The organism is Arthrobacter sp. D5-1, assembly GCF_017357425.1.
In the GTDB taxonomy this organism is placed as follows: Bacteria; Actinomycetota; Actinomycetes; order Actinomycetales; family Micrococcaceae; genus Arthrobacter.
The window spans coordinates 1431632-1444287 of sequence record NZ_CP014571.1 but is presented as its reverse complement, the minus strand read 5'-3'; the positions used below and the strand labels follow the sequence as shown (position 1 = coordinate 1444287).

Annotated in this window: 10 protein-coding genes; 8 read left to right on the top strand and 2 right to left on the bottom strand. The window is 63.4% G+C overall.

The features are described 5' to 3' along the window. Window positions 1-118: 118 nt before the first annotated feature. Together alr and AYX22_RS06695 are read left to right on the top strand one after the other, a co-directional pair. Complete coding sequence (gene alr, locus AYX22_RS06700; protein ID WP_207596745.1) at window positions 119-1351, top strand: alanine racemase; 1233 nt, start codon at window positions 119-121, stop codon at window positions 1349-1351. Then, entirely contained in the window at window positions 1341-2954 is a 1614-nt protein-coding gene (locus AYX22_RS06695) for a PucR family transcriptional regulator (RefSeq protein WP_207596744.1), read from the top strand. The genes alr and AYX22_RS06695 overlap by 11 nt, the downstream gene beginning before the upstream one ends. On the opposite strand, the gene AYX22_RS06690 is transcribed toward AYX22_RS06695, so the two are convergent. Next, the gene (locus tag AYX22_RS06690; protein ID WP_207596743.1) at window positions 2951-3757 is read right to left on the bottom strand and encodes a carbon-nitrogen hydrolase family protein; all 807 of its coding nucleotides are present in this window, start codon (window positions 3755-3757) and stop codon (window positions 2951-2953) included. The two genes, AYX22_RS06695 and AYX22_RS06690, sit on opposite strands and share 4 nt — an antisense overlap. Window positions 3758-4069: 312 nt before the next feature. Here AYX22_RS06690 and AYX22_RS06685 point away from each other — a divergent pair, with 312 nt between their 5' ends. From AYX22_RS06685 to AYX22_RS06660, 6 genes are all read left to right on the top strand, one after another. After that, on the top strand, window positions 4070-5260 hold the full coding sequence (locus AYX22_RS06685) for an ROK family transcriptional regulator (RefSeq protein WP_089594117.1): 1191 nt from the start codon (window positions 4070-4072) through the stop codon (window positions 5258-5260). 129 nt (window positions 5261-5389) lie between these two features. Then, on the top strand, window positions 5390-6946 hold the full coding sequence (gene mmsA / locus AYX22_RS06680; protein WP_207596742.1) for a multiple monosaccharide ABC transporter ATP-binding protein: 1557 nt from the start codon (window positions 5390-5392) through the stop codon (window positions 6944-6946). Between the two features lie 45 nt (window positions 6947-6991). After that, window positions 6992-8260, top strand: coding sequence for a multiple monosaccharide ABC transporter permease (gene mmsB / locus AYX22_RS06675; protein ID WP_207596741.1), 1269 nt, complete (start codon window positions 6992-6994; stop codon window positions 8258-8260). A gap of 54 nt (window positions 8261-8314) precedes the next feature. Beyond that, a complete protein-coding gene (locus tag AYX22_RS06670) occupies window positions 8315-9412 on the top strand; it encodes a sugar-binding protein (RefSeq protein WP_207596740.1) in 1098 nt (365 codons plus the stop codon). A gap of 201 nt (window positions 9413-9613) precedes the next feature. Beyond that, window positions 9614-11086, top strand: a complete 1473-nt coding sequence (locus AYX22_RS06665) for an FtsX-like permease family protein (protein ID WP_207596739.1) — start codon at window positions 9614-9616, stop codon at window positions 11084-11086. Window positions 11087-11088: 2 nt separating this feature from the next. Beyond that, window positions 11089-11781 (top strand): ABC transporter ATP-binding protein, encoded by a 693-nt coding sequence (locus AYX22_RS06660; RefSeq protein ID WP_207596738.1) that lies wholly within the window; start codon window positions 11089-11091, stop codon window positions 11779-11781. Here the strand turns inward: AYX22_RS06660 and AYX22_RS06655 are convergent. Beyond that, complete coding sequence (locus AYX22_RS06655; protein WP_242703553.1) at window positions 11759-12610, bottom strand: FtsX-like permease family protein; 852 nt, start codon at window positions 12608-12610, stop codon at window positions 11759-11761. The two genes, AYX22_RS06660 and AYX22_RS06655, sit on opposite strands and share 23 nt — an antisense overlap. Window positions 12611-12656 lie beyond the last annotated feature (46 nt).

Sequence of the window (12656 nt, the reverse complement as noted above, 5' to 3'; positions counted from 1 at the left end):
GTGTTCACAGGCACAGTCACCCTTGACGTCCCTTCAAAGTAGTTTCGATTTCCCCTCCACAAGACTGGCATGTGAGCCACCTCTCACTGCGGTGCAAAATGACCTATAGTGTTCAACCATGAGACGTAATGCACACTATCAAGGAGCCGCTCCGGCGGCTCTGTCGGGGCAGGTCACCGTTGACCTGTCCGCGATTTCAGACAATGTCAAAGCCCTGAAAAAGCGCACTGAAGCGCCCTCCTTCATGGCCGTAGTCAAGGGAAATGCCTATGGCCACGGACTGGTGGAGGTAGCCCGCACTGCCGTCCAGGCCGGGGCGGACTGGCTGGGAACAGCCCAGCTCACCGAAGCCATAGCCCTTCGCCATGCAGGGATCACAGTCCCCATACTTTCGTGGCTCTATCTGGCATCCCAGACAAGCTCCACCATTCTCGAGGCGCTGGAAAACGACATCGATGTTTCGCTCGGAAGCGTCACGCAACTCGAGGTCCTGGCTGGCATCGCAGACCGCGTTGGCCGCCCCGCCGTCGTACATCTCGAACTGGACAGCGGACTGAGCCGCGGCGGTGCACGCAAGGAAGATTGGGCGGAACTTGTCGCCGCCGCCCGCAAGGCTGAAGTGGACGGGACCCTCCGCGTGCGCGGCCTCTGGACCCACCTGGCCTGGGCCGATGTGCCTGCCCACCCGGGCAACGCCACCGCCGTCGCGGAGTTCGAGGACGCTGTGCGGGAAGCCCGTGAAGCCGGCCTGAACCCGCAGCTCCGGCATGTTTCCAGTTCGGCGAACATCCTGGACCGGCCCGAATTCCATTTCGACATGGTCCGGGCAGGGCTGGCCATCTACGGCCTTGCACCGGCTGACCACCTCAACCCGGCGGATTTCGGTCTGCGTCCGGCACTCAGCGTGACGGCACCTTTGGTCATGGTCAAGAAGGTTCCGGCGGGGACCGGGGTCAGCTACGAACACCAGGCCATCACGTACGAGCCGCGCTACCTCGGGCTCATTCCACTCGGATACGCAGATGGCATCCCCAAGGGCATCAGTGGCCGGTCCGTAGTGAACATCGCGGGCCGCAGCGTGCCGGTGATCGGCAAGGTCTGCATGGACCAGTTCATGGTTGACCTCGGCCCGGATGCTTCAGGAATCGAGGTCGGAGACACCGCGGTGCTGTTCGGCGATCCTGCCTCCGGGGCGGCGAGCGCCGACGACTGGGGAGCCGCGATCGGCAGCCATGGCGACGAGATCATCAACAGGATCGCCCCGCGCCTCCCCCGTGCGTATGCAACTACTGCTTACAAGTGCCCCGACTACCAGGAGCCGGCCGCCGCCGGGCAGGACCATGTCGCCTGAGCCCGCCACCGCCCGCCTGAGTTTCGTCACGCTCGCACAGTTTGTGGAGCAGCTGCCGCCGGAGTTGACAATGCTTCACGACGGCGGCAGCGGCGGCTCGCTGCTGAGGTGGGTGGAACCGAGTGAGCTCGAAGACCCCACGCCGTACCTTCCCGAGGGCGAGTTCCTCCTCACCGCCGGGCTGCCTTTCCTGGGGAAGGGCGGCTCGGCGGCCAAGGTGGATGCCTACGTCCAGCGGCTGGTGGACGCGAAAGTGGCGGCGCTGGGCTTCGGCATCAGGCCGTACTTCGACGCCGTACCGGAGGTGCTGCTGGACGCTTGCCGCAAGCACAACCTCACGTTGTTCGAGGTCCCGGAATCCGTGCCGTTCGCTGCGATCGGGCTGGAGTTCTCCCAGCTTCTGGAGACGGACAATGCGCGGGTCTTCCGCCAACTTGCCGAGACCAACCGCCAACTCATGCGGGCAGTCCTCTCCCCCAGACCGGAACACGAACTGCTGGCAGCGCTGGTTCAGCGGGTGCCGGTGTGGGCCGTGCTGGTGGGGGCGGACGGACGGGTCCGGGCGCGGGGGCACAACGCCGGCGGGAGCACCGGCGTCGAGCATTCATTGCTGTCGCCCATGCTGGAGCGGCTGCTGTCCGGCAGCGGGCCGCGCGTTGAAATGGACGGCTTCGAACAACCCGGTTCAGCGCTGGTGTTTGGGCATCCATTGCGGAGCACCAAGGACGCCAACCTCGGGGCCTTGATCTTGGGCTCCGATGCACCGCTGACGTCTGCGCAGAACAACGTGGTGCAGTCGGCTGTGGGGTTGTTGGAACTGCTGGTGCGGCAAAGGACCAGTGGGTCGCTGGCTCCCAGCCAACTGGCCACGGCGGTGCTGCTTCACCCGGACTCGCTGACATCCGGCTCCACCAAGCATGTCAACGGCCTCAAGGACCTGCTCGCCCAGAGTCTGTCCTCCACCAGATCCGGGCAGATGCGCGTGGTGCAAGGGGTCCGGGTGGATGGCGCTGCTGACGACGGGCCCGTCCGTGAACTGCTGCAATGGCGGAGGCTCTTCGACACCAAGCTTGTGGAGATCACGGAGTATGGTTTCGCGGCGATTACGCGGCTGAAGGTGGACGATTCGCTCCTGGCGGACATCGAGAAACTCGGCTGGCGGCTGGTCATCGGAGAACCGACGGAGCTTCTTGGACTCCAAGCGGCCTATCAGCGGGTGGGCTCGCTGCGCAGCCGTGTCCAGCAGAGCGGCAAGAGCGCACGCGTGGACGAGGTCACGTGGTCCGTCGCAGGCCTCCTGGGCCGCGAAGCCGGGACCATGCTGGCCGAACGCCTCCTTGCACCCGTGCTGGCGCTCGAACCGGAGAGGCGAGACCCGCTTCTTGCCGTGTTGAGGGGTTGGCTCAGCGAAAACGGCAGCTGGGACGGCTCGGCCAAACTGCTGGGCCTGCACCGTAACAGCGTGCGGCGGCAGATCGGCGTGCTGGCCGACCTTCTGGACATGGACCTCAACCAGGCCCAGGTTCGAGCCGAGCTGTGGTTTGCGCTGCAGTACGTGGACGAGTTGGTGGCGGGCCTTCCCGCGGACGGGAACGGCGACTAGGCGCGCTTGTCCCACTCCTCGTAGAGTTCCGTCCGGCGTTCGCGCAGGTAGGGGACTTCCTCGCGGGCTGCGTTCACTGAATCCGTGCCGACCTCCGCGAACAGCAGAGCCGGGGAGTCCCCGGCTGCGGCGAGCAACGATCCGTCAGGACCGGCCACGACGCTGCCGCCCAGGAAGGTGTAGACGTCCTCGTGGCCGGAGTGGTTGGCATAGGCCACGTTGAGCTGGCTTTCCAACGCACGGGCACGGATCAGGACCTGCGGCACGTTGTCGAACCCCGCGGACAGGGCCGTTGGCACCAGGAGGAGTTCAGCGCCGCGGATGGCAGCAGCCCGCACCGCCTCCGGGAATTCGACGTCGTAGCAGATCAGCATCGATGTGCGGATCCCGTTGAAATCCACGACGGCGGGAGGTTCTTGGGCGCCAATGAACGCTTTGTGCTCTTCCGGGCCAAAGAGGTGGACCTTGGCGTAGTTCAGGATCTCGGCGCCTGATGCGTCCAGCAGAGTGGCGGTGATGTGCCAGGCGTTCTGGTCGTTGGCGACTGCCGGAAGGCTGTAAACCAGGCCTATGCTGTGCCGGCGGGCGATGCCGGCCAGGCGTTCCCGGATGATGGGAAGCGTGGCCGGATCCAGTTCGGCATGGAGGCGCAGCGGAGCGTATCCCACGGGGAACAGCTCCGGAGTGAGCAGCAGGCCTGCTCCTGCCTGGGCGGCGCGCTGCGCGGCGTCGTCGATCGTTCGGAGATTGGCGTCGACGTCCATGACGGAAGCGTTCGCCTGCAGGACTGAGAGCAGCATCATTACCACCTAGGTTTTCGCCTGTTCCCGATGCCTCGTACACGTGCCCGGGAGGTTTCTTGCTTCCAGCGTAGGCGCGGCCCGCGGACGCTGGGCGGGGCAATTGGACCCGGGGGCCGCCGAAGCGGGACGCATTGCCCGCCATTCCTCCCGTTGCGGGGCCCGCCCTGCCCCCCACGACATGGATTTCGAACGATTAGCGGGCCCTCAAGGGGGTACTTATCCCATGTTCTTGCGTTGGAGTATGTCGCGGTGGGTTGACTCCTTGTGTTCACTTCTTGACTACAACGTCGCTTGTGGGGCAATCTTCTTGTCATGCCCGCTACGCAGCGCTCAACGAAGAGCCACCCAAGAAAACCCGGCTCGCAGTCCGCACTGCGCCACCTGAACCAGCAGCGCATCATCGAGTGCCTGCTGAGCGGACCATCAACGCAGGCCGAGCTTTCACGGCAGACCGGGCTGTCCACCGCAACGATTTCCAACATCGTGAAAATCATGCAGGACGCGGGCCTCGTTTCCACCGAACCCACCACCAGCTCCGGTCGCCGCGCAACCAACGTCAGGCTGAACAGCAACGGCGCCGTGGCCGTCGGCATCGACTTCGGACGCCGCCACCTGCGCGTAGTCCTTGCTTCACTGGGCTACCACGTCATTGCCGAGGATTACATCGAATTACCGCTGGGCCACCAGGCGGAAGAAGGCATCGCGGCGGCTGTCCTGCTGCTGGAAAAACTGCTCCGCGAAAACGGCATCGACCGCACTGCCGTAGTGGGCGCGGGCGCGGGCATTCCTGGCCCGATCGACCGCCGTTCCGGCACGGTGGCGCAAGGCGCAATCCTCCCGGAATGGGTGGGCATCGATATTCTCCACCGGCTGGAGGAAGCGCTGAATTGCCCCGTCTTTGTTGACAACGACGCCAACCTCGGTGCGTTGTCCGAAGTGACGTGGGGACCCCACAGCGGGGTGTCCAACCTGATGTTCCTCAAGATCGGTTCGGGCATCGGCGCGGGCCTGATTCTCAACGGTTTCCCCTATTACGGCAATGTGGGCATCACGGGTGAAATAGGCCATGCGACCATCCATGAACACGGCCTCGTGTGCCGCTGTGGGAACAGGGGTTGCCTCGAAACCATAGCGTCCACCACCACCATGATCGAACTGTTGGGCCGCGGCCAGGAGACCTTGCTGACGCCACAGGACATCGTCCGCAACTGCCTCTCCGGCGACTCTGCAACACAGCGGGTGGTGGACGACGCCGGACTGGCGGTAGGACGCGCTTTGGGCAACGTTTCCAACCTCATCAACCCTGAAGTGATTGTGGTGGGCGGCCCCCTGGCGGGCCTCGGCGACCTCTTGCTGGACCCGATCCGCAGGGGCCTGGTGCGGCACGCCGTGCCAGTGGTGGGCGAGACAACCCACCTCGCGATGTCGTCGCTGGGTGCACGTGCAGAGGCCTTGGGAGCTGCCGCTTTGGTGTTCCAACATGCAGGTATTACCGGTAGGTAACGAAATCGTTAGCTGGATCATGCGTTCAAGTCTTGACGACAAGACGGGTGATCCAGTTTACTTTTTCATCAGACAGCCTCGCCATTGCGGGGCCGACAACGAAGTCATGCATTGGAGGCGTAAGGGCTGATGACATCCCTCGACACGCAAGGTGATCCCATCCTTTTGGAGATGCGCTCGATCACGAAGGAATTTCCCGGCGTGAAGGCCTTGTCGAACGTGAGCCTGCGCGTGATGGCCGGTGAAATCCACGCAATCTGCGGGGAAAACGGTGCCGGCAAGTCCACGCTCATGAAGGTTCTTTCCGGCGTTTACGGGTACGGAAGCTACACGGGAGACATCGTGTACCAAGCCGAAACCCAGCAGTTCAAGGACATCCGCGCCAGTGAAGCGGCCGGCATCGTGATCATCCACCAGGAACTGGCCCTGATCCCGGAACTGTCCATCATGGAGAACATCTTCCTCGGCAACGAACCCACCAAGTGGGGTGTGATCGACTGGGCCGAGGCCCGCAAACGCTCCCTCGAACTCCTGGCCCGCGTTGGGCTCCGCGAGGATCCCGATACCCCCATCAAGGAAATCGGCGTCGGCAAGCAGCAGCTGGTGGAAATCGCCAAGGCATTGAACAAGTCCGTGAAACTCCTGATCCTGGATGAGCCCACGGCTGCACTGAATGAATCCGACTCCCAGCACCTCCTGGACCTGATTCTGGGCCTCAAGGGCAAGGGCATCACCTCGATCATCATTTCCCACAAGCTCAACGAGATCGAACAAATTGCGGACGAGATCACCATCATCCGTGACGGCAAGTCCATCGAGACCCTGAACGTCAAGCGTGATGGCGTGGACGAGGACCGGATCATCAAGGGCATGGTGGGCAGGACCTTGGAGTCCCGCTTCCCGGATCACGAACCCAAGATCGGCGAGGTCTTCTTCGAGGTCAAGGACTGGACGGTCGGCCACCCACAGATCCAGGACCGCCTGATCTGCAAGGGTTCGAACTTCTTTGTCCGCCGTGGCGAGATTGTCGGTTTCGCAGGCCTCATGGGCGCCGGCCGCACGGAACTTGCCCGGTCCCTCTTTGGACACTCTTACGGCCGCTTCATCAAAGGCCAGGTCTACAAGGACGGCAAGCAGGTCAACCTCCGCAGCGTCAAGCAAGCGATCGACGCCGGACTGGGTTACGTCACTGAGGACCGCAAGTCCCTGGGCCTGAACCTGCTGGATGACATCAAGACCACCACAGTTTCGGCGGCGCTGAACAAGATCAGCAACTACTCGGTAGTGGATACCCGCAAGGAATTCTCCGTTGCCGAGGAGTACCGGAAGTCTTTGCGGACAAAGACCCCGTCGGTGGAAGAAGGCGTAGCCAAGCTCTCCGGCGGCAACCAGCAAAAAGTGGTCCTGGCCAAGTGGATGTTCACCGATCCGGACCTCCTGATCCTGGACGAACCCACCCGCGGAATCGATGTGGGTGCCAAGTACGAGATTTACGGCATCATTCAGAAGCTCGCCAACCAGGGCAAGGGAGTGATTGTCATTTCCTCGGAGCTCCCGGAGCTCCTGGGCCTGTCCGACCGCATTTACACCATCTTTGAAGGCGCCATCACCGGCGTCCTGGACAAGAACGAAGCAAGCCAGGAAAGCCTCATGAAGCTCATGACTTCCGCCCGCAAAACCGCCTGACCCGTTGGCCCAGCCTCGCCCCTTCCTGACACAAGGACCAAAACAATGAACGCGCTCAAGAAGCTATTTGGTGGCAATACCCGCCAGTTTGGCATGATCTTCGCCCTGGTGGCACTTATCGTCTTCTTCCAGATCTTCACCGAGGGCCGCACGCTGACCCCCGGCAACGTGATCAACCTGTTCAACGGCAACTCCTACATCCTGATCCTGGCCATCGGCATGGTCCTGGTCATTATCGCCGGACACATTGACCTTTCCGTTGGGTCCGTGGCTGCCTTCGTGGGGGTTTTCGTAGCCCTGGCAATGCGTGACTGGGGCTTCCCCTGGTGGGCAGGCGTGCTCTTCGGACTGGTCCTGGGAGCTGTGATCGGCGCCTGGCAAGGGTTCTGGGTGGCGTATGTGGGCATCCCTGCCTTCATCGTGACCCTGGCGGGCATGCTCCTGTTCCGAGGCTTCAACCAGTTCGTCGGTAAGTCCAACACCATCCCCGTCCCTAAAGAGTTCCAGTTCCTCGGTTCCGGCTACCTGCCTGAGGTTGGACCGGAAACGGGCTTCAACAACCTCACGGTGTTGCTCGGCCTGATCGCCGTAGCTTTCGTGGTCATCATGTCCCTGCGTGCCCGCGCTACCGCCAAGGCACTTGGCGCCGACGTACCCGAGCTCTGGGTCGAGGTCACCAAACTGGTCCTGATCTGCGGCGCGATCCTCTACGCCACGTACCTGTTCGCCACTGGCCGCCCCGGCACTTCCTTCCCCATCCCCGGCTTGATCCTGGCCGTCCTGGTCCTCATCTACGGATTCATCGCCGACAAGACCGTCCTGGGACGCCACGTCTACGCCGTGGGTGGTAACCGCCACGCAGCTGAGCTGTCCGGCGTTCAGTCCAAGAAGGTCAACTTCCTGGTCATGATGAACATGTCCGTCCTTGCGGGCTTGGCAGGCATGATCTTCGTTGGACGTTCCACCGCTTCCGGCCCGTTCGACGGCGTCGGTTGGGAACTGGATGCCATTGCTGCAGTCTTCATCGGTGGCGCAGCAGTCACCGGTGGTGTTGGCACCGTGATCGGCTCGATCGTCGGTGGCCTGGTCATGGCTGTGCTCAACAACGGCCTCCAGCTGCTGGGCGTAGGCGCCGACCTGACCCAGATCATCAAGGGCCTGGTGCTCCTGGCAGCAGTCGCCTTCGATGTCTACAACAAGTCACAGGGCAAGCGGTCCATTACCGGACTGCTGATGAAGAACTTCCAGCGCAACAACGAGATCAAGCCCGACGAAACCACATCCACCAAAGAGGTCATCTCCAAGGAAGCGTGATCCGCTTCCTCACAGACTCGCTCCACCCCACCCACACAGAAAGTGAACCAAGATATGCGAATGTTTGGTAAAGCAGGAAAGGCAGCAGCAGTCGCTGCCATCGCGGCACTGGCGCTGACAGCCTGCGGCCGCTCTGACAGCGGCTCAAGCAGCAGCACAGCAGGCGGGGAAGCGTTCCCCAAGGACTCGCTGATCGGCGTCGCACTTCCGCAGAAGACCAGTGAAAACTGGGTCCTCGCGGAGAAGCTGTTCAACGACGGCCTCACCAGCGCCGGCTTCAAGCCGGACGTCCAGTTCGCCAACGGCGGCGTATCCGAGCAGCAGAACCAGATCAGTGCCATGGTCACCAAGGGTGCCAAGGTCATCATCGTCGGTGCCATCGACGGTGCGCAGCTGGGCACTCAGCTCCAGCAGGCCAAGGACTCCGGCGCAACGGTCATCGCTTATGACCGCCTGCTCCTGAACACCGAGAACGTGGACTACTACGTGGCCTACGACAACTTCAAGGTGGGCGAACTGCAGGGCCAGGCCCTGTTGGACGGCATGAAGGCCAAGAAGGCAAACGGTCCGTACAACATCGAGCTGTTCGCAGGCTCCCCGGATGATGCCAACGCGAAGGTCTTCTTTGACGGCGCCATGAGCGTCCTGAAGCCGAAGATCGACGACGGCACCCTCAAGGTAGTCTCCGGCCAGACCTCGTTCGAGCAGGCTGTGACCCAAGGTTGGAAGGCAGAAAACGCCCAGCGTCGCGCTGACACGCTGCTCACCGGCAGCTACGGCACCGCTTCCCTGGACGGTGTCCTGTCCCCGAACGACACCCTGGCCCGCGCAGTGCTGACGTCCGTCAAGGCCGCCGGCAAGCCGCTCCCGGTTGTCACCGGCCAGGACTCCGAAGTTGAGTCTGTGAAGTCGATCATCGCCGGCGAGCAGTACTCCACCATCAACAAGGACACCCGCAAGCTCGTTGAGCACGCCATCACCATGGTGAAGGACCTCCAGGCCGGCAAGGAACTGGAAATCAACGACAAGGACTCCTACAAGAACGGCGTTAAGACCGTCCCGGCTTACCTCCTCCCGCCGCAGATTGTTACGGCAGAGAACGTCAAGACGGCTTACATTGACGATCCGGTACTCGGCCCGATCACCAAGTAACACCCCTTAAAGCACGACAGTCAGCCCCGGTCCGCCAGCAGGCGGGCCGGGGCTTTCGCTTGCCTCCCGCACCGCGGACGCAGGTGCTTTCACAGCCCACGCATAGCTTCGGCTGGCTTGCCGCACAGCAGCGCTCAGCAAGGTAGGAGTTGCAGCCCGCGTTCAGCGGGCCGAACACACCTGCAGGTCAAGAGGAGAAACGTGAGCGTCCTTGCCCGAAGCGTAGGCAATGCCTTCCGCAACAAGATCAGAACGGCAGCGGTAGTCGCCGTGCTGGCCGTAGCCATCGGCTTGGCGCTGGCCATGCTGGTGGCCAACCAGGCCGTCGGCGCCAAGGTCCAGGAGCTCAACGCGTCCGTGGGAACTACCCTGACGGTGAACCCCGCGGGCGGCCAAGGCTTTGAAGGCGGCGGCGAGCCACTCACGACGGCGGAGGCCGAGACTGCGGCTTCCGTCGCCAACGTAACATCGGTGGTGGGCACCAAAGCACTGCGCCTCCAGACGGCGGCCACTGCCACAGCCACCGGCGACGCGGCCGCCGGCGCAACCCAGCAGGTTGGACCCGGCGGCGGATTCGGTCCCGGCGGGCAGCAGGCGACGGTCAGCACCAACCTGACGGCCGCCGTCGACGCCGGTACGCTCGGCAACCGCAACGGCTCCGCGGGAACAACAGGCAGCACCACCCAGCCAGCACGCACGCTCCCGATCACCGCAACGGGCATCGGTGCCGAGGTTGACAGCACCGGCAAAGCTTTGGACATCACCAGCGGCGCAGGCCTGGGCGACTACACCGCAGCCGAAGCCAAGGCACTGGTGGGCACCTCGCTTGCGGAGAAGAACAGCCTGACAGTCGGTTCCACGTTCACCATCCAGGACAAGACCTTCACCGTGGCGGGCATCTTCGACGCCGGCACCACCTTTGGCAACAACGCCGTCTACGTGACGCTCCCGGAAGCCCAGACGTTGGCCGAAACCCCTGACGAACTCTCAAGCATGATCGTCACGGTTAACAGCATGGAAAACGTGGACAGCACCAAAACCGCTGTCCAGGACGCACTCGGCACGGACAAGGCCGACGTCACCCAGGGCCAGCGCAACCTTGAGACAGCTGTCAGCTCACTGGACAGCGTCAAGAACATCTCCCTGATCGCCTTCATCGCAGCCCTGGCTACCGCCGGCATCATCATCCTGCTCATCATGGTGATGCTGGTCCGCGAGCGCCGCCGCGAAATCGGCGTCCTGAAGGCGATCGGTGCCCGTAACCGCACCATCGGCCTGCAGTTCGTCCTCGAGTCGCTGGTTCTGGTGGCCCTCGGCAGCGTGGTGGGTGCGGTGATTGCGTCACTGGCCAGCGGCGGCATCGCATCGGCGCTCATCAGTTCGAATTCAAGCACGACGGCGGCAACCACCACCCAGCGCGGAGGTGGCCTCGCGGGGGCCCTGCCCAACGGCGCGGTCCCGGGTGGCGGAATGCCCGGTGGCTTCCCGGGCGGCGGACAAGGCGGCCCCTTCGGCGGTGCCTCACAGTTGCTGACCTCCGTGACCGCGAGTGTCTCCCCCGGCGTCCTCGCAGCCGGCATCGCAGCAGTGTTCGCGGTGGCCATCATCGGCGCGCTGGTCCCGGCCTTGCTGACTGCCCGTATCCGTCCCATCGAAGTACTCCGAGGAGAATAGCCGTGATCGTCGTCAAGGACCTGGTCCGTCAGTTCAAGTCCGGTGACCGGACCATCAAGCCCGTCAACGGCGTGAGCTTCGAGCTCGAAAAGGGCTCGCTGGCATCCATCGTGGGCAAAAGCGGCAGCGGCAAAAGCACGCTGTTGTCCCTCTTGGGTGCGCTGGATAAGCCCACCTCAGGTGACGTCGTCGTGGATGGCGTCAGCCTGGCGGGACTGCCGGACGGCAAGCTGACTGAGTACCGTCGCCGGGACATCGGCTTCGTGTTCCAGCAGTTCAACCTGATTCCCAACCTCAGCGCCGTGGACAACGTCATGCTGCCCATGGAGTTCGCGGGCGTCCGCAAGGCAGCCAGGCTGCAGCGGGCCAAGGAGTTGCTGGAGCAGGTGCAGTTGGATCCGGAGAAGCACGCACGCCGGACCAACCGTCTGTCCGGCGGCGAGCAGCAGCGCGTGGCAATTGCCCGTGCCCTGGCCAATGAGCCAAAGCTGATCCTCGCTGATGAGCCCACAGGCAACCTGGACGAACAAACCGGTGAGCACATCATCGAGCTGCTCAGCTCACTAAGCCGCGATCACAACACCACCATCCTGGTGGTTACGCATGACCGCAGCCTGGCGCAGAAAACCGAGCGTTGCTTCCGGCTTCAGCAGGGCAGGCTCACGGAGGAGGTCAGAACCGGATCGCGTCGATGACCTTGACGCGCACCGCCACGAGTGCAGGAATGGCTCCGGCGAGTGCGCCCACCAGGACGGCCGCACCGAATCCAAGGAGCGCGGCGTCGATGGGGAATGCCGGGTACTCGGTGAGGCCGGGCGCAACCTTCGATTCAATCCACGGGTGCTTGACCACCGCGACCGCCAGCATGACACCGGCCACGCCGGCGACTGCGGTGGCCACCACGGATTCCATCATCACGCCAACAAAGATCCGGCCCGACGTTGCTCCGAAGCTGCGGCGGATGCCGATCTCGCGGACCCTGTAGCGCACAGTGACCATGGAGATGTTCAGCATCCCCACGGCGCCGAGCAGCAGTACCAAGCCGGCCACACCGCCTACCACCAACTGCACGGGAGCCAAGGGGTCGCCCCAGGCCGCGTAGTCCATGCGGTCGGCTTGGGCGTAATAGCCGGGAAACTGGCCTTGGAGGTCAGCGGAGATCGCCGCTTTGAGTGCGTCGGACTGCTCCTCGCCCACCCACATCTTGAACTGGGACGTCTGCGGTTCCATCCCAGTCATGGCCGCACCCTCGCTGAGGATGAACGCGGACGGCGGCGTATCGGGGTACGTATCAGGGACGACGCCGATAATCACCGCCGTAGCTGGCCGGTCACCGGGGATGCTCACCGTGGGATGGGTGGTGAGGTTGGGCCTGCCCGCCTGGTTGTAGAAGGACTCGGAAACCACGACGGCGGGTGCGAGCCTCTGACCGTCATCGGCTGCGAACCAGCTTCCCTGTTGAAGCGGAACCCGGTGGATGGTGCCGTAGCCGATGTCCACGATGGTCATGCTCACGGCGGTCACGCCGCGGGGAAATTGAAAGCCGGCCTGCGTCTGACCGACGTGGGTG